This window comes from Flavihumibacter cheonanensis, from assembly GCF_022352215.1.
Classification (GTDB): Bacteria; Bacteroidota; Bacteroidia; order Chitinophagales; family Chitinophagaceae; genus Flavihumibacter; species Flavihumibacter cheonanensis.
Genome location: NZ_JAKRWF010000002.1, coordinates 832295 through 853830, shown reverse-complemented (window position 1 = coordinate 853830; position 21536 = coordinate 832295). Strand labels below are relative to the sequence as shown.

At 46.0% G+C, this 21536-nt stretch carries 17 protein-coding genes; 12 read left to right on the top strand and 5 right to left on the bottom strand.

The window, feature by feature from the left end; all coding sequences use genetic code 11:
• Positions 1–5: 5 nt before the first annotated feature.
• The 3 genes from MD536_RS12975 to MD536_RS12965 form a co-directional block, all read right to left on the bottom strand.
• Positions 6–2972, bottom strand: a complete 2967-nt coding sequence (locus tag MD536_RS12975) for a SusC/RagA family TonB-linked outer membrane protein (protein WP_239600532.1) — start codon at positions 2970–2972, stop codon at positions 6–8.
• A gap of 234 nt (positions 2973–3206) precedes the next feature.
• Entirely contained in the window at positions 3207–3911 is a 705-nt protein-coding gene (locus MD536_RS12970) for an NUDIX hydrolase (protein WP_239600523.1), read from the bottom strand.
• A gap of 10 nt (positions 3912–3921) precedes the next feature.
• Positions 3922–6819 (bottom strand): alpha-amylase family glycosyl hydrolase, encoded by a 2898-nt coding sequence (locus tag MD536_RS12965; RefSeq protein WP_239600518.1) that lies wholly within the window; start codon positions 6817–6819, stop codon positions 3922–3924.
• A 70-nt stretch (positions 6820–6889) separates the two neighbouring features.
• Here MD536_RS12965 and ligA point away from each other — a divergent pair, with 70 nt between their 5' ends.
• The 4 genes from ligA to MD536_RS12945 are packed head-to-tail and all read left to right on the top strand — an operon-like array spanning position 6890 to position 12160.
• Entirely contained in the window at positions 6890–8983 is a 2094-nt protein-coding gene (ligA, locus tag MD536_RS12960; RefSeq protein WP_239600516.1) for an NAD-dependent DNA ligase LigA, read from the top strand.
• Between the two features lie 53 nt (positions 8984–9036).
• A complete protein-coding gene (locus MD536_RS12955) occupies positions 9037–9600 on the top strand; it encodes an NUMOD4 domain-containing protein (protein ID WP_234866737.1) in 564 nt (187 codons plus the stop codon).
• Between the two features lie 48 nt (positions 9601–9648).
• A complete protein-coding gene (locus MD536_RS12950; RefSeq protein WP_239600515.1) occupies positions 9649–11490 on the top strand; it encodes a UbiD family decarboxylase in 1842 nt (613 codons plus the stop codon).
• Positions 11491–11494: 4 nt separating this feature from the next.
• Positions 11495–12160 (top strand): DUF2461 domain-containing protein, encoded by a 666-nt coding sequence (locus MD536_RS12945; RefSeq protein WP_239600513.1) that lies wholly within the window; start codon positions 11495–11497, stop codon positions 12158–12160.
• A 49-nt stretch (positions 12161–12209) separates the two neighbouring features.
• Here the strand turns inward: MD536_RS12945 and MD536_RS12940 are convergent, their stop codons facing one another.
• Positions 12210–13205 carry an aspartate-semialdehyde dehydrogenase gene (locus MD536_RS12940; RefSeq protein ID WP_239600511.1) on the bottom strand — a complete coding sequence of 332 codons (996 nt, stop codon included), beginning with the start codon at positions 13203–13205 and terminating at the stop codon, positions 12210–12212.
• Between the two features lie 231 nt (positions 13206–13436).
• On the opposite strand from MD536_RS12940, the gene MD536_RS12935 reads away from it, so the two are divergent.
• Positions 13437–15137, top strand: coding sequence for a lamin tail domain-containing protein (locus MD536_RS12935; protein ID WP_239600480.1), 1701 nt, complete (start codon positions 13437–13439; stop codon positions 15135–15137).
• A gap of 13 nt (positions 15138–15150) precedes the next feature.
• Here MD536_RS12935 and MD536_RS12930 read toward each other — a convergent pair whose 3' ends face one another.
• Positions 15151–16077 carry a PfkB family carbohydrate kinase gene (locus tag MD536_RS12930; protein WP_239600478.1) on the bottom strand — a complete coding sequence of 309 codons (927 nt, stop codon included), beginning with the start codon at positions 16075–16077 and terminating at the stop codon, positions 15151–15153.
• 151 nt (positions 16078–16228) lie between these two features.
• Here MD536_RS12930 and MD536_RS12925 point away from each other — a divergent pair, with 151 nt between their 5' ends.
• The 7 genes from MD536_RS12925 to MD536_RS12895 all read left to right on the top strand — a co-directional run bounded on the left by MD536_RS12925 (position 16229) and on the right by MD536_RS12895 (position 21535).
• Positions 16229–16819, top strand: coding sequence for a TetR/AcrR family transcriptional regulator (locus MD536_RS12925; protein ID WP_239600473.1), 591 nt, complete (start codon positions 16229–16231; stop codon positions 16817–16819).
• A gap of 2 nt (positions 16820–16821) precedes the next feature.
• Positions 16822–17898, top strand: a complete 1077-nt coding sequence (gene paaE / locus MD536_RS12920) for a 1,2-phenylacetyl-CoA epoxidase subunit PaaE (protein WP_239600471.1) — start codon at positions 16822–16824, stop codon at positions 17896–17898.
• 52 nt (positions 17899–17950) lie between these two features.
• Positions 17951–18907: a 1,2-phenylacetyl-CoA epoxidase subunit PaaA gene (gene paaA / locus MD536_RS12915; RefSeq protein WP_239600464.1), complete on the top strand. Its 957-nt coding sequence runs from the start codon at positions 17951–17953 to the stop codon at positions 18905–18907.
• A complete protein-coding gene (gene paaB / locus MD536_RS12910) occupies positions 18904–19266 on the top strand; it encodes a 1,2-phenylacetyl-CoA epoxidase subunit PaaB (protein WP_369075805.1) in 363 nt (120 codons plus the stop codon). The genes paaA and paaB overlap by 4 nt, the downstream gene beginning before the upstream one ends.
• Positions 19267–19388: 122 nt before the next feature.
• Complete coding sequence (gene paaC / locus MD536_RS12905) at positions 19389–20186, top strand: 1,2-phenylacetyl-CoA epoxidase subunit PaaC (protein WP_239600460.1); 798 nt, start codon at positions 19389–19391, stop codon at positions 20184–20186.
• 39 nt (positions 20187–20225) lie between these two features.
• Entirely contained in the window at positions 20226–20714 is a 489-nt protein-coding gene (paaD, locus tag MD536_RS12900; protein WP_239600453.1) for a 1,2-phenylacetyl-CoA epoxidase subunit PaaD, read from the top strand.
• A gap of 44 nt (positions 20715–20758) precedes the next feature.
• Positions 20759–21535 carry an enoyl-CoA hydratase-related protein gene (locus tag MD536_RS12895; protein WP_239600447.1) on the top strand — a complete coding sequence of 259 codons (777 nt, stop codon included), beginning with the start codon at positions 20759–20761 and terminating at the stop codon, positions 21533–21535.
• Position 21536: the final 1 nt, after the last annotated feature.

The following is a 21536-nucleotide window of genomic DNA, read 5'->3' as shown; positions in this document are numbered from 1 at the left end:
GTTGTTTAAAAATCAAGGTTCATACCCAGTGAATAAATTCGGGGACGGGGATAGATGGTATTGTCTACACCATCATTTGCCAATTCCGGATCGAGACCTGAGTATTTGGTAATCACGAACACATTCTGAATACTTACACCCAGGCGCATATTCGCCTTACCCTGCAATACCTTACCAACTGTATAGCCAAGGTTGATGTTGTCCAGACGGAAGAAAGATGCGTTCTCAATGTAGTGATCTGATAAATACTGGTTATTAAAGAACCCGGTATTGAAATAGCTACGGGTAGTATTCTGAACAAAGTTGATCGGATTCTGAACATTACGGAACGCAGCTCTTTCAGAATTTACGTTATTGTAGATATAGTTACCAGTAGTTCCATGACCTGCTAATCCAAACATAAAACGCTTGTAGTTAACCTGCGTATTAATGCCAAAGAGGAAATTGGGTGCTCCCTGTTGAGTCAGGTAGCGATCCGATTGGTTAATAACACCATCGCGGTTCAGGTCTTCATACAAGCCTTCAATAGGTTTGTTAGTTTCCGGATCATACACCTGCTTATACACGAAATACGTATAAGGTCTGTATCCAACTACATGTTTCGCGATGGTATTTCCGGTACCACCCTGAATACCCAACACATCAATTCCGGTAAACGCAGCATCTTCCTGTTTCAACAGATTGGTGATTTTGATGTCCTGGTAAGTTACATTGAAGCCAAAATCCCAGGTGAGATTGTTTGTCCGAACCGGCACCGTATTCAATACAAATTCAACACCCTTGTTATCAATATTACCTACGTTGGTAGTAATCAGGTTTACAAAGTTGGAACCGGGAGCAACCGGAACAGTACTCAGGAGGTCCCTGGTTTTTTTCTGATATACATCCACACTACCGGAGATGCGATTGTTCAGGAAACCGAAATCCAAGCCAAGGTTATAGGTTTCAGTTGTTTCCCATTTGATATTCGGATCATAGCCGGCAGGACGCAGGAAAGAAAAGAAACTGTTTCCAAATTGGTATTGTGCAGTCTGGTTACTGGCCGTATAACGGGGCAGGTAGGAATAGAAATCACCAATATCCTGCTGACCGGTAACACCCCAGCTTGCACGAAGTTTCAAGTCGTTCAGCGTATTGCTGTTGCGGAAAAACTCTTCGTTGATTTTCCAGGCTACAGCTACTGCAGGGAAATAACCTACGCGGGTATCAGGAGAGAACTTGGAACTCGCATCCCGACGGATAGATGCAGTGAGCAAGTATTTATCTGCCAGGGTATAGTTCAACCGTCCCAGGTAGGATTCCAGTCTGTAACGGGGCTCATCAAAAGGAAAGTTTGGAGTAGTACCGGGAATCTGTCTGCCATCCTGTCCAAAGGCAGCAAAATTGTAATTCTTAATCAGGAAATCCTGGTAGCTATGTCCAACCAATACATCCAGCTTACTATTGATGGAAGAGAGGTCCTTTGTATAGAAGAGTGAAACATCTGCCAATTGGTTACGCTTCATCTGGCGATATTCAGAAACACGTCCATTAGTACGGAAATTAGTGGCAGAACGGCGGTCAAATATATCACGCCCTTCTCCTTCATTGTATTCAACCCCCAGGTTAACCAACACGTGCAGATCAGGGAAGAAATGCAGTTTATAATCTGCCTGAACGTTACCGATAAAACGAAATACATTGGAACGGTTATCCCGAAGATTTAACAAGGCAACCGGGTTACGGGTTGCCAGGTTAATGGGTAATCCATCACTTTGAAGCCACTCATAATAACCACCCCATTCCTCTTTACCACTGAATACGGGTTGAGTTGGATCAAAAGTAACGGCTGCCCCGATGGCTCCTTCGTCTGCAAAACGATTGGCTGTAGTGGCAGTTTTAACTGCAACGTTTAGCGTTAAATGGTCATCAAAAAATTTGGGGTTCAGGTTCAGTGAAGTGGAGAAACGATCAAATTCATTGGTCTTGAGCGTACCTTCCTGGTTCAGGTAACCTACAGATAAACGATAGGGTAATTTTTTACCAAGCGAACCGCTAACATTAAAGTTGTTATCAAAACCAACAGCATCCTGGAATATCTGATTCTGCCAGTCTGTATTAGCTGCACCCAACAAACGCAAAAAAGATTCATTGCCCTCGTCCTGGATAAGACTTCTTAGCTCACCTGCAGTTAGTACATCAACTTTATCAGTTAATTGCCCCAACGAAAGCGTAGAGTTGAAATTGAATTTGGGTTTACCACTGGTGCCTTTTTTTGTGGTAACAATCAATACCCCGTTGGAAGCACGTGAACCATACAGGGCTGTAGCTGCTGCATCTTTCAACACGTTCATCGACTCTATATCATTGGGGTTGATCGTATTCAGGATATTGGCGGAACCTGCCACACCACCCCCATCAAGAGGTACTCCATCAATTACAATCAGGGGATCATTGCTGGAGTTAAGGGAGGCCCCTCCACGAATCCGGATCCGGCTTCCGCCACCAGCAGCACCACCACCGGTTGTGATTTGCAAACCGGCAACTTTACCAGTCAGCAATTGTTCCGGGGAATTAATCACACCCTTTTGAAATTCCTTCGCAGTTACCGAGGTAACAGCACCTGTGAGATCTGATTTTTTCCGGGTTCCGTAAGCTACTACCACCACTTCACCAAGGGCTGCATTATCAGGCCCAAGCGCAATCGAGAAACTCGCTGCGGAAGTGGAAATTTCCTGGCTGGCAAAGCCTACCGAAGAAATAACCAGCGTTTTGGCAGATGCCGGAACAGTAATGGTAAAGGATCCATCAGCACCCGTTTGTACACCAGAGCTGGTTCCTTTCACCAGCACAGTGGCACCAACAATGGGTGAACCATCCTTACTGTCTGTAACCTTACCGGAAATAGTTTTTGTTTGTGCATAAACGCCCTGCTGCAGAAGTGTTAGGAACAACAACGGCAAGGCAATCGTAAGCAGACGTTTCAATGACATAATCGTACGTGTTGCGTTTTTTATAATGAAGAAATCGTTAATCCTACTTTGTGTACTTTTTACATATTAAAATGTGTACAAAGTACACAAACATATAATTATTTTTTCTTGTTGTTAACTTTTGTGTAAGATTTTTTTTAGCCAGAATAGCCTGTAGAAGGGCGCTTTCAACAATATTTTTCCAGATTGTTGAAAATCAAGTTATCAGGATGAAAACGTGGTCCCGCCTATTGTTTAAGAAACTTTCTTTGCCTTTTTCGCAAACTTGGCAGCATTAAACTTGTAGAGTTTTCCAGGGCGGTGTGGTACATCTTCCTCCAGTTCATTGAGATCAATCAGCCAGTCCATCATGAAAAATTTCTTTCGGAAATTACGGCGATCCAACTCACAATTGAGTACCGCTTCATACACACTCTGAAGTTCCCTAAGAGAGAATTTTTTTGGAAGCAGATTAAACACTACAGGGTGATCCTGGATTTTTTCCCTCAAACGTTCCAAACAGGTATCCAGGATGTTCTTATGATCGAAGGCCATCTCGGTAATTTCCTTAACCGGATGCCAATGCAATTCGTTATCGGATAATTTCAACTGGTGATCCTTGATGTTTACCAGTGAAAAATAAGTAGTGGTAATTACCCTTCCCGCAGGATGCCGATTTACCTTTCCAAAAGTTTGAACCTGCTCCAGGTACACATCATCCAAACCGGTTCTATCCTTCAAAATTCTGTAGGAGGCGGAGTCCAGGTCTTCATCCGGCCTTACCAGGTCTCCCAACAAGGACCACATGCCTTTGTATTCCTTGATATTACATTTTATCACCAGCACTTTTAATTCACCATCCTCGAAGCCAAAAATTACGCAATCCACAGAAAGGGCTATCCGGAAATAATCTTTGTCGCTCAATTCACCAAAGTGACTGAATCTCGAAATCTGTTTCATGTTGTTGTTATTACTGCACCAGCAGTTTTATAATTTTTCGCTTGTCGTTTACCGTTAGCTGCAACAGGTACACACCTTTTCTCAAACTTCCAACCAGCGCCGGATCCAGCCTGGCCTGGTGGGATCCCATCGCCCTGCTTCCAACCGGCAGTGTACCTATGGTTCTTCCATTCAGATCCATCAGGGTAAACTGAACCCTTCCTGCTTCCGGCAATTCATAACGGATAATGGAGCTGGCCTGAACCGGATTTGGACTCATCCGCAAGCGGAATACGTCTGTTGTTTCAATATCCCGAACCGGTGTGGGTGTGGTTCCATTGAGATTCCTGTTAAGGTACACTTTGTAGCCACCCGCCGGCAAATTTATGCTTTGTGCTCCACCAGTAGCTGCAAATGGTTCGCCTGTGAATAATTCATACCAAATCCCCGCCTGCGGGAAGGAAATCTGCACCGGAGCCTGGCTGGTTCCGAAATTTCCAACTACCACAATTTTGGAACTGTCGCTGGTTACACGAAGCCATTTGGTGGCATTTGCCAGGTCCTGCTGCACATCTCCGGCAATAAACAGCTTTTCAAAATACGGATTGTTCCGCAGGTCCAGCATGGCTTTGTACACATTTCGCAACTGAACCCGGTTGGCGTTCTGGTAATAATTCCAGCGAATGGGTTTGGGATCAGTACGGCAATTGTTGTTTACGGTTCCATCCGGACAATAATTGATCGATAAATCATAACCCAGCTCCCCAAACTGCCAAATCAGTTTCGGGCCAGGCATAGCCAATAAGAAACTTGCCGCCAACTCATTTCGTTTCAGGGCGATGGCTTCATCACGGATATTGTAACCGCTTACGCTAACGCCCTCCGTTTTGCATTTTACCATGGAGCGTTCCTCATCGTGACTTTCCATATAACTGATCAGGTGCGGCTTTTGCCAGTTACGAACCGTATGCAAAGCGCCACTGAAATTGGAATTGGGGATCTGGCCTTTCGCCGCCTCTGTAAAGTTATAATTCATGTTGCCCCATAACATCATACCATAATTCGACAATTCATTTTCCTCATTATTGACACCCAGGTGTTCAAGAATGACATAGGAGCCGGGAGCTTTTTGTTGCAAGGTATCATAATAGGCTTTCCAGATGGCAACACGACTGGCATCATAGGCACTCCATCCGTTTACATCACAGTTGCCGCCATTGTCGTCACAGGTTTTGGTTTGCGTAAAACCTTTCGATAAGTCGAAGCGGAATCCATCCAGTTTGTACTCCTGCAACCAGAAAGCACAAACGTTACTGAAGAAACGTTTGGTGACCGCCGCCTCATGGTTCATATCATATCCGACATTGAATGCATGTTTGGCAACGGGATTGAACCAGGGGTTATTAGCAGCCGGGCGATTATTAGCTCCATCAAAATAGAGTTGTACCATGGGCGACTGACCGAAAGAGTGATTTAAAACCATGTCCATAATTACTGCTATCCCGTTTTTATGGCAGGCATCTATAAACGCTTTCAGCGTGTTTTTGGGACCATAATATTTATCCGGTGCGAAATAGTAAGATGGATTATATCCCCAACTGATATTCCCTTCAAATTCGTTGAACGGCATCAGGTGAATGGCATTTACACCCAACGATTTGAAATAGTTAATCGAATCTTTCAGCGTGTTCCAATCGTGTTTTTCAACAAAATCACGCAGCAACACTTCATAGATCACGAGTTTTTCTTTAGCCGGCCGCTGGAAATTGGTTACTTCCCAATTATATACCGGCGCATTGGATTGAAGTACACTAACAATACCGGTAGTTTTACCCGTCGGGTAGGCTTTCAGATTGGGGTAGGTGGTGGCAGCAATAAATGGATCATTCCAGGGATCCAATACTTTTTCACAATAGGGATCACCAATTTTAATGGTTCCATCTACCAGGTATTGATAGCCATATTCAGTGCCAGGGGTCAGCCCGGTTATTCTGAGCCAGAAATAATTTCCGTCCGGCGTTTTATTCATCTGGTAAGGGAGAGATTCCTGCCAGTTATTAAAGTCGCCAATCACATTCACACGGCTTTTTCCAGGCGCGAATAAAACCAGCGTAGCAGCTGTACCTCCGGTTTCATAATTGATGCCCTCTTTTACACCTGCGGGCAGTGGGGCTTCCGTTGTGGGAGGAGCAACATAGACCCGAAAGGTATCACCAGGAACTGTTGCATTATCAGGGTTGCTTACAATAAAAACATGCTCACCGGCAGCTGGAATCGTTGCAGTGTGCCGGATAATGGTATCGTTATTAACGGTTGCAAGTGTATTCCCGTTTCGCTGCAAAACCAATTTCTGGTATTGGTTACTGCGCGCTTCGATTTCAATGGTTGAACCAATGCTCAGATTCAGCGGACCGAGGAAAGGTTTGTACCTGGCCTCAAATTCAGGTTTGGTATAACGGATGGCTGCCTTACCGGACGGGTATACATCCCAATAAATATTTCCCTGGTCAACAGCCAGATCAGATGCTTTTCCCTCCAGTGCGTTGCCGGTTGGATTATACGACCGGAAAACCATCGCAATCTTCAAAATGGTTTCGCCTGCTGGGACATTGTAATACGTCCGGATATTCGGAATCGTGAATTGATAGGTAGATCCTGAACCTTTTACCATTCTGGCTGCAGCATCATTGGTATTCCAGGTGGTGGTTACATATTTCCAGTCGGTATTACTGGTACTTTTATCCGTGATAACTCCGGTATGAATATAAACATCTCCGGTATGGTTCAATAACCCCCTGTTGCCTTTAGCCGCATCATAAGTTATAATTACACCTTTGTCATCCGTTGGAAAAAAAGGATTCACTGAGATCTGGCCCTGAACACGGCAAACCAGGAATAGTAATAAAAAGAGATAAGCTGTCTTTCTCATGGCAAAGCAATAATGTGTTAAAAATACACATTAAAAATTTCTAACCAAATTTTGTTGAAACTTTACCCCTATGTATACGGAACAACAAACAATTGATCTGCAGAACAGGACCAATACGTTACTGAAACAAATACCAGCCATAGCGGAGTCGGAAGTGGAAGTAGTAAGAGATGTGCTGCGTTTTCATGAATACCGGTATTATGTGTTGGATGCACCGCTGATAGCAGATTATGAATACGATCAATTGTATAAGGCACTGGAAGCAATTGAAAAAGCCCATCCACAGCTGATTCGGCCTGATTCGCCTACACAACGGGTGGCAAGTGGTTTAAACAGCGCTTTCCCTACGGTATCCCACCTGGTACCCATGTTGTCGTTGGATAACTCTTACAATGCGGAGGACCTGGTCGACTGGGATCGTCGGGTGCGGGAAGGTGCTCGCAGGGATATCATTGAATACTGCGTAGAGCCAAAATTTGATGGCGCGAGTATTTCATTGATTTACGAAAATGATATCCTGGTACGCGGCGCAACTCGGGGGGATGGTGTACAGGGAGATGATATCACCACCAATATTCGGCAGATACGATCCGTACCCTTATCTGCTAAATTTTCGGAATACGGCATTACACAAATAGAAATCAGGGGGGAGGTACTGCTCACAAAAAAGCATTTCAAGGCTTTCAATGATAAACTGGCGGAACAGAATTTACCTCCCTTGGCCAATCCACGGAATGCAGCTTCCGGTTCCCTGCGCATTAAAGATCCGGAAGAAGTAAGGCGTCGCAACCTGGAAGCTTTTTTATACCATGTAAGTTATCATGTAGATCAGAACAATCTTCCACCAGAAGCCTTGCTTAGCCATAGTGGGGCGCTGGATTTGCTCTGGGAGATGGGATTCCGTAGTCCGGCTAAAGAAAAACGCGTTTTCAACGGAATTCAGGACGTGATACAATACTGCCAGGATTTTGAGGCAGGCAGAGATGATCTGCCCTATGAAATTGATGGTATGGTAATCAAGGTCAATAGTGTGGAGTTGCAGGATCAGTTAGGCATGACTACCCACCATCCGCGATGGGCTATTGCCTATAAGTTTAAAGCAAGGCAGGCTACCAGTAAATTACGGGGGGTTGAATTCCAGGTTGGCAGAACGGGAGCCATTACACCGGTTGCTAAAATAGATCCGGTTCCCATTGGAGGTGTTACGGTTGGATCGATTTCACTGTTTAACGAAGATGTGATTAGGGAGAAAGACCTGATGATCGGCGACACCGTTTTGGTTGAGCGTGCCGGGGATGTGATCCCCTACATTGTGAAATCCATGGCAGAACTGCGTAACGGGGAAGAACAACCGATTCTGTTTCCGAGGAATTGCCCGCGTTGTGAATCGCCGCTGGCCCGTGAAGAAGGAGAAGCAGTTTGGCGTTGTATCAATATTGACTGTCCGGCCCAGGTAGTAGAGCGTATTATACATTTTGTTTCCAAGGATGCAATGGATATCCGGAGTTTCGGGGAAGCGAATGTGCGCAAGTTTTATGAGTTGGGCTGGCTGAAAGATATCCCGGGTATTTACCGACTTCCCTTTGATGAAATGAGAAAGCTGGAAGGGTTTGGAGAGAAATCCATCAACAACCTGCAAACGAATATTGAGAAATCCAAGTCGCAGCCCCTGCACCGGTTAATATTTGCCCTGGGCATCCGGTATGTTGGGGAAACTACGGCAAAGACCCTGGCTCAATCGATTACGCACCTGAATGACCTGAGCCGGATGAGCCTGGAAGACCTGCAATCACTGGAGGATGTGGGAGTGAAAGTAGCCAACAGTATATACCAGTTTTTTAAAAATCCCTCGAATGTGGAGTTGATCCGGGAGTTGGAAAGCCTCGGACTTTCCATGCAAACAGAGAAAAAGGGACAAGTGGAAGGAGGATCCTTATCCGGACAAACCTTCCTGTTCACGGGTACCCTTAACCGATTAAAACGATCAGACGCGGAAGAGATGGTGGAAGCACATGGGGGAAAGTTGCTCAGCGGGGTGAGCAGCAAGCTGAATTACCTGGTGGTTGGGGAAGATGCAGGTTCAAAATTGGAGAAAGCAAAGAAGATTCCCCAGATCAGGATCCTCACGGAAGAAGATTTTTTAAAAATGATGGAGGAAGAATAAACGCATAAGAATTTTGGGTCATATCTTTTCGTAACTTTAAAAAAAAGGGTACGATGATCAAATCAATATCTGGCGAAGTATGGAAGCCACTTCAGTTTCCGGGATGGAAACACCTTCGCAAACAGTATGCCTTGTCTTCTAACGGTCGCATTGCCAGTTATTCTGAAAATGTGCTGGAAGATGGTAAACTGTTGAATGGTTCCCTGACCACCGGTTACAAAACATTGAACCTGCACCGTCCGGGAAATAATGGCACCTTATACGTACACCGTGAAATTGCGCGCCTCTTTCTCAAGAAACCTTCTCCGAAACATCGGTATGTGATTCATTTGAATCACAACAAAACTGATAATTCTGTTAAGAATCTGAAATGGGCAACGCTGGAAGAAATGATTGAACACCAGCAAAGCAGTCCGGCTAAAGTGGCTTATAAAAAAGTCCAGGCCAACCGCTCCAACGGCTTAAAACTGAATGCTACACAGGTTCGTTCCATCAAGAAAACATTGGAAAGTAAGAACCGTAAACTAACCATCCGCCAGCTTGCTGAAAAGTATGGGGTTAGTGAAATGACACTCTATCGCATTAAAAGTGGCGAAAACTGGTCCAAGGTGAAGTAAACAAGATGCCTGCGATTCTGTTTTACCTTTGCACATTCAATCAATCGCATGGCATATTCTTCGCTGGAAGCAGCACTATTGGATTTGGAGCGAACCGGGCAACTGGTTCGGATTCGGGAGGAAGTGGATCCTTACCTGGAAATGGCCGCTATTCACCTTCGGGTATATGAAGCAGGCGGACCGGCACTTCTTTTTGAACATGTGAAAGGCAGCAGGTTTCGGGCTGCTTCCAATATATTTGGAACTCTGGACCGAAGCCGCTTTCTTTTCAGGGAAAGCCTGAACGAGGTACAGCAACTCATAAGGCTTAAGAACGATCCCTTAAAAGCGCTGAAGCATCCCTTTCGGTATGCGGGTGCGGGATGGGCAGCATTAAAAGCATTACCACTAAAAAATCCACTCAACAAGCCGGTTTTATACCAACAGATACGTATAAGCGAAATACCGCAGATACAACACTGGCCCATGGACGGTGGTGCTTTTGTTACACTACCACAGGTATACACTGAAGATATTGATCAACCAGGTATTATGAAAGCTAACCTGGGTATGTACCGTATCCAGTTAGCCGGAAATGAGTATGTACAGGATAAGGAAATCGGGCTGCATTATCAACTTCACAGGGGGATTGGCGTACACCAGACCAAGGCTAACAGGAAGGGACAACCGCTTAAAGTATCTGTATTTGCTGGCGGGCCTCCCTCCCACACCGTATCGGCCGTTATGCCCTTACCGGAAGGTATGAGTGAAATGACATTTGCAGGGTTGCTGGGCAGCAGACGTTTCAGGTATACCTATCGGGATGGGTTTTGTATCAGCACCGATGCAGACTTTGTCATAACCGGAGAAGTATATCCGGAAGAGAATAAACCGGAAGGACCTTTTGGAGACCACCTGGGTTATTATAGCCTTCGGCACGATTTCCCCCTGATGCGGGTAAAAGCTGTTTATGCAAGGCAACATGCGATCTGGCCATTTACCGTGGTAGGTCGCCCTCCCCAGGAAGATACCAGCTTTGGACAATTGATTCATGAAATCACGGGAGATGCCATTCCCCAGGAGATACCTGGATTAAAGGAAGTGCATGCCGTAGATGCAGCCGGTGTACACCCCTTATTGCTGGCTGTTGGAAGCGAGCGGTATACGCCTTACCTGCCAACCAAACAACCAGCAGAATTGCTCACCATCGCCAATCATGTGCTGGGTACCGGACAGTTAAGCCTTGCCAAGTTTTTGTTTATAACAGCCGACGAACAGAACCGGGTCAGCACCCATCATGAGCAGGCATTTTTTGAATATCTGCTGGAGCGGATTCATCTCGACCGAGATGTTCATTTCCATACCAATACCACCATTGATACCCTCGACTATTCTGGCACCGGTCTGAATACCGGCAGTAAGGTAGTATTTGCTGCTTATGGTGAGCCGGTTCGAACGCTTTGCCAATCAGTGCCGGAGATGATAAGCAGGTTGCCTTTTGTGAAAGATGCCCGATGGGTACTACCTGGTGTGGTGGCCTTTCAAACCACCGCCTATTCTGGAGCGGTAGCCGCAAGAGAAACCATCCAGGAAATGGATGCTTACCTGCGGTCATCAATAGATGAATTAAGCGGACTGCCACTGATGATCTGGTGTGATGATGCCGCCTTCACGGCTGCCAATCTCCGGAACTGGCTCTGGGTAAGTTTCACCCGCAGCAATCCCTCACATGACATATATGGCATAGATGCCTTTACAGAAAATAAACACTGGGGGTGTCGCGGACCCCTGATCATTGATGCCCGTATCAAACCGCATCATGCGCCGGCGGTGGAAGTTGATCCTGATGTGGAGAGAAAAATAAATCGCCTGTTTGATAAAGGAGGAAGTTTGTATGGCGTATTAAACTAATTCTATGATACAACAAAGCACCTTATCCTTTCTGAAGGGATTGAAAAAAAACAATGACAAATCCTGGTTCGACGAAAACCGTTCGGCTTATGAAGCAGCCCGAAAAGATGTAGAGCAATTTGTACAATCTATCATTAATGCACATGCGAAAAAAGATCCGGGCATCGCGGAACTGGAAGCGAAAAAATGTATGTTCCGTATAAACCGGGATGTGCGCTTCAGTAAAGACAAATCTCCCTATAAAACGAATTTCGGTGCCAGTATCAATGAGGGCGGAAAGAAAGCGCTTGCAGGTGGATACTATATCCACATAGAACCGGGTAACAGTTTTGCTGGTGGAGGAATTTACATGCCGATGCCACCAGAGCTTAAAAAAGTACGGCAGGAAATTGATTACAATGCAGATGAGTTTGAAAAAATAGTGAAATCAAAGTCCTTTGTTTCAACTTTTGGTGGCTTATCAGACAGCGAGGGAATGAAACTTTCCCGCGTGCCGCAGGGGTTTGATAAAGACTCTCCCGCAGCCGATTACCTGGTGTACAAAAGTTATGTAGCTATGATGCCGCTTGCAGATAAGGAATTAACTGACCCTGCCATCAGTAAAAAAATACTGAAGTCCTTTGAAACGCTTCAACCGCTCCTGACATTTATAAAGAGAAGTCTGGAGTAATAACGGTAAAGAACAGCCGAACCCGCGCAGAAAGGTTCGGCTGTTTATATTATCTGGACAATAATCCTTTTTGCTGAAGATATTCAGCAATCTGAACCGCATTGGTGGCGGCACCTTTGCGCAGGTTATCGCTGACGATCCACATATTCAGTGTATTGGGTTGAGATTCATCCCTACGCAAACGACCAACAAAAACTTCGTCCTTTTCGTGTGCATCCTTTGGCATCGGATATTGTGCGTTGGCAGGATCATCTACCAGTACAACACCAGGTGCAGAAGAAAGCAAAGAACGTACTTCGTTCAGATCGAAGTCCTGCGCAAATTCCACATTCACACTTTCAGAGTGCCCACCCATTACCGGAATCCGTACCGTTGTAGCAGTAACACGGATAGCATCATCGCGCATGATCTTTTTAGTTTCATTCACCATTTTCATTTCTTCCTTGGTATAACCATTGTCAAGAAATACATCGATTTGGGGAATGACATTGAGATCAATCGGATATTTATAAGCCATTTCACCCTGAATACCGTTGCGCTCATTCATTAACTGGTCAACTGCTTTTACACCGGTACCTGTTACACTCTGGTAGGTGGATACCACCAGCCGTTTGATACCATATTTTTTATGAAGCGGATTTAATGCAACTACCATTTGAATGGTGGAGCAGTTCGGATTGGCAATGATTTTATCTGTGGCAGTAAGAATATCTGCATTCAGTTCAGGAACTACCAGGGGTTTGGTAGGATCCATACGCCAGGCGGAAGAGTTATCGATAACAGTAATACCTGCAGCTGCAAATTTGGGAGCCCACTCAAGGGAGGTGCTTCCGCCGGCGGAAAAGAGCGCCACTGCGGGTTTGGCTGCGATGGCATCTGTCATGCTAACCACTTTGTATTTTTTACCCTGGTACTCCACTTCCTTTCCCACTGATTTTTCAGAAGCTACTGGAATCAATTCGGTAACGGGAAAATTCCGTTCAGCCAATACTTGTAACATTTTGGTACCTACCAGTCCGGTGGCCCCTACAACTGCGACTTTCATTGCGTTTTTGCTTGCATTTTGGTTATAAAAAAAGCCTTCCCAACTTGGGAAGGCCTGTGTTATTTAGTGAACATATACGAGATCACACACCTTCCACTTGTGGGAGCTGTTTCTTGGTCTTCGTAGTATGTTTCATTGTAATCATGGTGCACGAAATTAATGCGAAGGGTATTTTCACCCAAATAATTATTTGGGCTTGATAATAGTTGGCGGACTGAGTAGTTTTAGATCATGTGGAAATGGGTGCATTGTGCGGTGTTGGTAATTTCTTTTGAAACCCTTTACGGACAAGGGTTTCCGGTTGTTATTACAGAGATCATGGGGGATCCTTTACCAAGTGTGGGGTTACCTGCTGAAGAATTTGTGGAACTAACCAATGTTAGTACAATTGAGATCAGCTTGAGTGGCTGGAAACTTACCAATGGTAGAACAATCGGAAAGTTTGGTGATAGTGTTCGTATGGCTCCCGGTGAAATAGTGATTCTTTGTCCGGCCAGGGCGATTAACCTTTTTACTTCCTATGGGCGCACCATCGGTCTAAGCCCTTTCCCTGCAATTTCAAATGCTGGCGATACCCTGTTTTTGTTGAATGAAAAGGATGAACTGGTATTTGCAGCCGCCTATCTTCCTTCTTTATTGAAAGACGAGAAAGCAGATGGAGGCTGGTCCCTGGAAATGGTGAACAAAGACAAAGCTTGCAGATATTTAAACAACTGGTATGCCAGTCTGGATACGTTAGGAGGAAGTCCGGGCAGGTCCAACAGGCATTCGCCATCAGCTGCTACATTACCCGTTGTGGATCCAATTCATGCCTGGTGCCCGGATGCGTATACGATTCGAATAACCTTCACCGATAGAATACACCGGATGGTTGCCGAACGGGCTGGGTTGTATAAGCTGGAGGCTGGACCGGAAGTGGAAAAAGTGGAACTGCTGGCACCTTTCCAACAGGAGTTGCTGCTACATTTGCGAAACGCCCTTGAGCCAGGAAAAATTTATACACTGCAAATAGCTGCTATACCGGGATGTGATGAAGATCCTGAGCAGGGGACGGGGTTCAGTAAGTTAAAAATTGGTTTAGCAGATACTACGGAGAAAGCCATCATTATAAATGAGATTTTAGCAGACCCAATCATTGGAGGCAGTGATTTTATTGAACTATTTCATGTTGGTAAGGCGCCGGTTCAACTCGGGGGGTGGCAGCTTGCCAGCAGAAACAGCAATGGAAATTTATCAGGTCTCAGAGCATTGGTTCCTGGTCCCCGTTTCTTCTATCCGGGAGATTTCCTGGTTGTAACTACGGATGCGAGCTGGTTACAGAGGCAATACCTGGTGAAACAGCCCAACAGTTTGGTACAATTGGGCTCACTGCCCTCCTTCCCGAATGATAAAGGAACAGTCGTACTCCTGGATTCGATGCTGCAAGTGATTGATGAGGTTCAATACGATGCCGCCTGGCACCATGAGATGCTTCGGAATACGGAGAATGTTTCATTGGAACGCAGGGATCCGGCAGCTTCCAGTTTGTCAGCTTCTAACTGGGCATCTGCGGCTGCGCATGCCGGTTATGGAACGCCAGGTTATGAGAATTCACAAGCAGGTATTCCGGATGATCCGGACCGGGTGTTTTTGAATGAACAGTTGATAAGTCCGGATGGTGATGGCCACCAGGACTTCTGCGAAATAAAATACGAGTTTGCACAACCAGGATACCAGGTTAGCATCCGGATCTTTGACCACTCGGGACATCCGCATCGAATGTTGATTAACAATGGTATTTGTGCAATGAAAGGGAGTTTCAGATGGGATGGGAGGAATGATAATCAGCAGGTTTTAGCTAATGGTTTGTACATAATCGTGGTGGATGCCTGGCATCTTTCCGGAAAAACAAAACGTTACCGGCTGGCGGTAACGTTGGGTAAAAAATATTAAACCGAGCCAAGCTTTATTCTGCAAGTTTGATCTCGAAGTTCACCAGGTTCACAAATTGCTGAATGCGCTCATCAATTTGAGCTGCACTGATTTCCTTCATGCGGGTGGTGCCAAATTTTTCAACACAGAAAGATGCCAGCGCAGAACCTTTAATGATGGCCGTTTTCATATTGTTGAAGGAGATATCCTGTGTAGCTGCAAGATGGCCCACAAATCCGCCTGCGAATGTGTCACCAGCTCCCGTTGGGTCAAACACTTCTTCCAGCGGCAATGCCGGTGCAAAGAAAACTTCGTTCTCGTGGAAGAGCAGGGCCCCATGTTCGCCCTTTTTGATGACCAGGAATTTTGGTCCCATTTTCATAATTTCCTTGGCTGCTTTTACCAGGGAGAACTGGCCGCTTAACTGGCGCGCCTCGCTGTCATTCACCATCAGCACATCCACTTCTTTCAGCACAATTTCCAGGTCAGCCATGGCTGTATCCATCCAGAAGTTCATGGTGTCCATCACGATCAATTTCGGACGGTTTTTCAATTGACGGATCACGCTCAGTTGAAGACTGGGCATCAAATTACCGAGCATCAGGAATTCCGATCCCTGGTAGGCGTCCGGTACTTTTGGTTCAAAGCTGGCCAGTACATTGAGCTGGGTATCCAGGGTATCACGGGTATTCATATCGAGATGGTACTTACCGGCCCAGAAAAAGGATTTTTCGTCTTGTTTCACCTGCACGCCATCCAACTGAACCCCTCTCCCTTTCAATTCATCCAGTTCCTCTTTTGGAAAATCATACCCAATTACGGAAATCTGGTTTATGGGCTTCACAAAATTGGAAGCAGCATAGGCAACATAAGTGGCGGAACCTCCGATGATCTGTCCGCTTTTTCCAAAGGGCGTTTCAATGGCATCAAAAGCCATCGTACCAACAACAATTAAAGACATATATGTGTGTTTTTTACTTCACTTTTCCCCACCCGTCCGGTGGCACCGGACGGGTGGCACCGGACGGGTGAAGTGTGAACGGGCGCAAAAGTACCCGAAATTTTTGAAGCCGGATGCACTAACGTTTGTTCGTATGTATATTTGGGGTCATATGGCGAAGATCAAGAGCAAAAACAACGGCACTAAAAAGGAAGTGATCGTAGAAGCTGCTATGCGGTTGTTCCGCGAAAAAGGCTTTAAGGCTGCTTCCATGCGCGATCTGGCGGAAGCTGTAGGGGTAGAAGCAGCCAGCCTGTACAATCATATACAATCAAAGGAAGAATTGCTACAGGAAATCTGTTTCAAGGTGGCCAATACCTTTAATCAGCACCTGGAGATGATTGAATCCAGTGAACTGCCGGCGATCCGAAAAGTGGAAGCAATATTGCGGTTTCATATCCGTCAAATGCTGGAACAGTATGAACTGGTGCTGGTGGCGGATCGCGATTGGAAACATCTGTCTGACCCCTATCTGTCCAATTTTCACAACCAGCGCCGTACCTATCGCAAACGCCTGGCTGGAATTATCGAGAAAGGAATCCAGACCGGCGAGATCAAACAAGTTGACGCCCCCACTGTTGTACTAATAATGCTGCATGCCGTAAATGGTATTGAAAGCTGGCATCGAAGCAGGGAAAAAATCTCTGCCAAACAACTCGAAGAAAATATGGTGTTGATCATGATTGAAGGACTGAAAGCATGAGCATGCATTTTCATAAGCTGACCATCAGCGATATCCGGCCCGAAACGAATGAATGCGTATCTATTGCATTCGAAATTCCAGAAGATCTAAAAGAGCAGTATCGTTTTCGTGAGGGGCAGAATATCACCCTGCGAGCTACCATCAATGGTGAAGAAATAAGACGTTCCTACTCCGTATGCAGCTCACCGTTAGAAGGTGAATTACGTGTTGCAGTAAAAGCAATTGCAGACGGACGATTTTCCAATTACGCCAATACACAACTTAAAAAGGGCGATCGTTTGGATGTATTACCACCCACCGGAAAATTCTATACGCCTATTGAAAGTGCCGCATCCAAAGAATACATGGCATTTGCAGCAGGCAGCGGCATTACACCCATTATTTCGATAATTAAAACAGTGCTTGCTTCAGAACCAAAGAGCCGGTTTACCCTGGTATATGGAAACCGTCACCGGGCATCCATCATCTTTCGGGAGCAACTCGAAGCATTGAAAAATAAATACATGGATCGGTTCCGGCTGATTCATATTCTGAGCCGGGAAAAAACCGATGCTCCTCTATTGCATGGACGCATCGATGCTGCTAAATGTGAAGCACTGGGAGATAAACTGCTGGAATGGAAACAGGTGGATCACTATTTTCTATGCGGACCCGAACAACTAATCTTTTCGGTGCGGGATTACCTGCAGGGAAAAGGGGTAACAGGGGATCGCATCCATTTTGAGTTATTTACCACGCCCGGTCAGGATCAAATATCCAAAACCAGGCAAATAACAACATCCACCGAACCTGGGCAACTCGCAAAAGTGACCATTAAAGCCGATGGCCGCTCGCTTGAATTGCGGGTACCTTTCAATGGTCCGGCTATCCTGGATGCAGCCCTCCAGGCAGGCGCCGACTTGCCCTACGCCTGTAAGGGAGGGGTTTGTTGTACCTGCAGAGCCAAACTGGTGACGGGTGAAGTAAGCATGGATACCAATTATGCCCTGGAACCCGATGAAGTGGAAGCAGGTTTCATCCTCACCTGCCAAAGCCATCCAAGAAGCACAGAGCTGTTGATCGATTTTGACCAGAAATAAGCAATCGCCTAACAGTTGTTAGTTTTTACGCTTAAAATGCTATTTTTACGTTATGGAAAAGCAGGCAACTATCAACCTGGAGCAGCAGTTCCAGGATCGTGTTGATCAGGATATCCGCATTGAGCCAAAAGACTGGATGCCGGAGAAATATCGTCAAACCCTGATCCGTCAGATTTCCCAGCATGCGCACAGCGAGATTGTAGGCATGTTACCGGAAGGTAACTGGATAACGCGTGCCCCATCACTGCGCAGGAAAGCAACCTTGATTGCCAAAGTACAGGACGAAGCGGGTCATGGACTCTATCTCTACAGCGCTGCAGAAACCCTGGGAATCAGTCGCGCTGAAATGATCGACCAATTACACACCGGTAAAGCAAAATATTCCAGCATATTCAATTATCCTACGCTCACCTGGGCCGATATCGGGGCAATTGGCTGGCTGGTAGATGGAGCTGCCATCATGAACCAGGTTCCACTTTGTCGCACTTCCTATGGACCCTATGCCCGTGCGATGGTACGGATTTGCAAGGAAGAAAGTTTTCACCAGCGCCAGGGGTTTGAGATCTTGCTGACTCTGAGCAGGGGCACTGAAGCACAAAAAGCTATGTGCCAGGATGCGATCAACCGCTGGTGGTGGCCCAGTATCATGATGTTCGGTCCGGCCGATGACGCATCACCCCATACTGCTCAGAGCATGAAGTGGAAGATCAAACGCTTTACCAACGATGAACTGCGGCAAAAATTTGTAGACATCTGTGCAGAGCAGGTCAAAATTCTTGGCATGCAATTACCAGATTCTGAGTTGAAATGGAATCCTGAAACAGGACATCATGATTTTGGAAAAATCAACTGGGAAGAATTCTGGCAGGTGATCAGTGGAAACGGCCCTTGTAACAAGGAGCGGATTGCCGCCAGAGTAAAAGCACACGAGGAAGGTGCCTGGGTGCGGGAAGCAGCAACTGCTTTCGCAAGTAAACAAGCTCAAAAACAAAGCGCAGCAGTAGCATGAAAACATTCATTCAGATACAGCGATACGGCGATTATGGCGATCGCGAACCGGTAAAAGCGGAAGGGGCAACTCAAAACCAGGCCGACTGGCCATTATGGGAAGTATTCATCCGCAGTAAAATGGGGTTGGATCACAAACATGTGGGCAGTTTGCATGCGGCAGATGCACAGATGGCCATTGAAAACGCAAGAGATGTATATACGCGTCGCCAGGAGGGGATCAGCATCTGGGTGGTAGAAAGTAAATATATCCACGCCTCCAATCCGGATGAAGCTGCCAGCTTCTATGATCCAGCCAATGATAAAGTGTACCGGCACCCGACATTTTATGATTTGCCGGATGAACTAAAAGCAATGTGAGACGTGAGATGTGAGATGTGAGACGGGACACCAATCCAAAATCTCACGTCTGACGTCTCACATTTGACGTCTCACTTCCTCACTCATACTTCATACTTCACACTTCCTAATTCCTACTTCAAATGTTTCTTCTATCCCTACATCTGGCCGATGATGCCTTAATTCTTGGACACCGCAATAGCGAATGGACAGGACATGGGCCGAACCTGGAGCAGGATATCGCCATATCCAATATTGCATTGGACCAGATCGGACAGGCAAGAAATTTTTATCAATACGCTGCGGAACTGTATAATGCTAACAAAGATGCTTACACGAAAACTTTCAGTTCACCAGCTTTTCATCAGGTAATCGGACCAATTGACGAAGACGATCTTGCCTACCTGCGGGATGCGAAAGAATTTCGCAATCATCTTATGGTGGAGCTGAAAAAAGGGGATTGGGCGGTAACCATTACCCGGCAATTTTTCATGAGCCTGTACCAGCAATTGTTGTATTCGGATCTCCAATATTCAGCTGATAAAAGGCTGGCTGCTATCTCAGAGAAATCATTGAAAGAAGTGCATTATCATGTTCGCTGGAGCGGTGAGTGGGTGATTCGTCTTGGAGATGGTACGGAAGAAAGCCATCGCCGCATGGAAACCGCCATCGATCAGCTCTGGCCTTATGTGGGAGAATTGTTTATACCTGCTGATTTTCAACTGGAGGCGGCAGCATCGGGACAGCTAAAAAACCCGGAGTATTATCGCGAGCCCTGGTTAGAAAAAACAGCAGCCGCATTTGATCAGGCCGGATTAGCAATGCCTGCGCTAAATTGGTACCAGAAAGGAGGCAAACTGGGAATCCATACAGAGCACCTGGGTTACCTGCTGGCCGAAATGCAATACCTGCAGCGCAGTCACCCCGGTGCGCAATGGTAAACATCCTCCCGTCGGGTACCCGACGGGTAATGAAAAGATATGTCAATTGAATCGACCATATGGAATTTGCTGGAGGAAGTGAAGGATCCGGAAGTACCGGTTTTGTCGGTAGTTGATCTGGGCGTTATCCGGGATGTAAAACAAACTGAAAACGGCCTGGAAGTTACCATCACTCCCACTTATTCCGGATGCCCGGCAATGGATGTGATAGCGATGCAGATCAGAATGGTACTTGCTGGCCATGGTTATGCACCTGTAACCATAAAAACAGTACTCTCACCGGCATGGACAACCGAATGGATGACCGAAGCAGGAAAACAAAAGTTACTGGCCTATGGTATCGCGCCTCCAAATCCCAAGCAGCAGGTATGCACACCGGGATATTTTCAGCAGGAAGAAGCGGTTCAATGTCCGCATTGCCGATCCTTTCATACCCGGCGGATCAGTGAGTTTGGCAGCACTGCCTGTAAAGCATTGTACCAGTGTGAGGACTGTAAAGAGCCTTTTGATTATTTCAAATGTCATTAACTGTGCCGCACTAATTGTTTAGGTTTGTGGTAGAAACTCAATCTATGGCTGAATCCATTCTTTTTTCAATTGAAGACGGTATTGGAAAAATTACCCTTAACCGTCCGGATAAACTGAATTCCTTTAACCGGGAAATGGCCCTTCAATTGCAGGCAGTATTAAAGGAATGTGAGGCTCCTGAAATCCGTTCCGTATTTCTCACCGGCGCAGGCAAAGCATTCTCTGCGGGCCAGGACCTGGCAGAAGTGGTAGATCCCAATGGACCCGGCATGGCAAGAATTTTATCGGAGCATTACAATCCCATTGTGATGGGCATCCGCGATTTGAAAAAACCTGTTGTAGCTGCTGTAAATGGAGTGGCAGCTGGCGCAGGGGCCAATATAGCGTTGGGTTGCGATATCGTGGTAGCCGCGAAATCAGCCAGTTTTATTCAGGCATTTTCTAAAATCGGATTGATACCAGACAGCGGGGGAACCTTCTACCTGCCCCGATTGATTGGTCATCAGAAAGCCAGTGCCCTGATGTTATTAGGGGAAAAAGTGAGTGCAGAAGAAGCAGAAAGATTGGGCATGATCTATCAATTTTATGAAGATGACCAGTTTATAGAGCAGGCTTTAAGCATTGCAGCGAAACTTGCCACCATGCCAACCGTTGGACTGGCTTATACCAAAAAAGCCTTGCAATGGTCGTTCACACATGCCCTGATTGAACAATTGGCGAATGAAGACAAACTGCAGCAACGAGCAGCCAATACAGAAGATTTCAAAGAAGGCGTCCAGGCCTTCCTGGAGAAACGTGCCCCTGTATTTAAAGGAAAATAAG

What these genes read in the sequence shown, in the direction of transcription:
- MD536_RS12965 (WP_239600518.1), bottom strand. Translation starts at nt 6,819, where the DNA reads ATGAGAAAGACAGCTTATCTCTTTTTATTACTATTCCTGGTTTGCCGT.
- paaC (WP_239600460.1), top strand. Translation starts at nt 19,389, where the DNA reads ATGTTTCTTCTATCCCTACATCTGGCCGATGATGCCTTAATTCTTGGA.
- MD536_RS12935 (WP_239600480.1), top strand. Translation starts at nt 13,437, where the DNA reads ATGTGGAAATGGGTGCATTGTGCGGTGTTGGTAATTTCTTTTGAAACC.
- paaB (WP_369075805.1), top strand. Translation starts at nt 18,904, where the DNA reads ATGAAAACATTCATTCAGATACAGCGATACGGCGATTATGGCGATCGC.
- MD536_RS12950 (WP_239600515.1), top strand. Translation starts at nt 9,649, where the DNA reads ATGGCATATTCTTCGCTGGAAGCAGCACTATTGGATTTGGAGCGAACC.
- paaA (WP_239600464.1), top strand. Translation starts at nt 17,951, where the DNA reads ATGGAAAAGCAGGCAACTATCAACCTGGAGCAGCAGTTCCAGGATCGT.
- MD536_RS12925 (WP_239600473.1), top strand. Translation starts at nt 16,229, where the DNA reads ATGGCGAAGATCAAGAGCAAAAACAACGGCACTAAAAAGGAAGTGATC.
- paaD (WP_239600453.1), top strand. Translation starts at nt 20,226, where the DNA reads ATGTCAATTGAATCGACCATATGGAATTTGCTGGAGGAAGTGAAGGAT.
- paaE (WP_239600471.1), top strand. Translation starts at nt 16,822, where the DNA reads ATGCATTTTCATAAGCTGACCATCAGCGATATCCGGCCCGAAACGAAT.
- MD536_RS12975 (WP_239600532.1), bottom strand. Translation starts at nt 2,972, where the DNA reads ATGTCATTGAAACGTCTGCTTACGATTGCCTTGCCGTTGTTGTTCCTA.
- MD536_RS12970 (WP_239600523.1), bottom strand. Translation starts at nt 3,911, where the DNA reads ATGAAACAGATTTCGAGATTCAGTCACTTTGGTGAATTGAGCGACAAA.
- MD536_RS12945 (WP_239600513.1), top strand. Translation starts at nt 11,495, where the DNA reads ATGATACAACAAAGCACCTTATCCTTTCTGAAGGGATTGAAAAAAAAC.
- MD536_RS12930 (WP_239600478.1), bottom strand. Translation starts at nt 16,077, where the DNA reads ATGTCTTTAATTGTTGTTGGTACGATGGCTTTTGATGCCATTGAAACG.
- MD536_RS12895 (WP_239600447.1), top strand. Translation starts at nt 20,759, where the DNA reads ATGGCTGAATCCATTCTTTTTTCAATTGAAGACGGTATTGGAAAAATT.
- MD536_RS12955 (WP_234866737.1), top strand. Translation starts at nt 9,037, where the DNA reads ATGATCAAATCAATATCTGGCGAAGTATGGAAGCCACTTCAGTTTCCG.
- MD536_RS12940 (WP_239600511.1), bottom strand. Translation starts at nt 13,205, where the DNA reads ATGAAAGTCGCAGTTGTAGGGGCCACCGGACTGGTAGGTACCAAAATG.
- ligA (WP_239600516.1), top strand. Translation starts at nt 6,890, where the DNA reads ATGTATACGGAACAACAAACAATTGATCTGCAGAACAGGACCAATACG.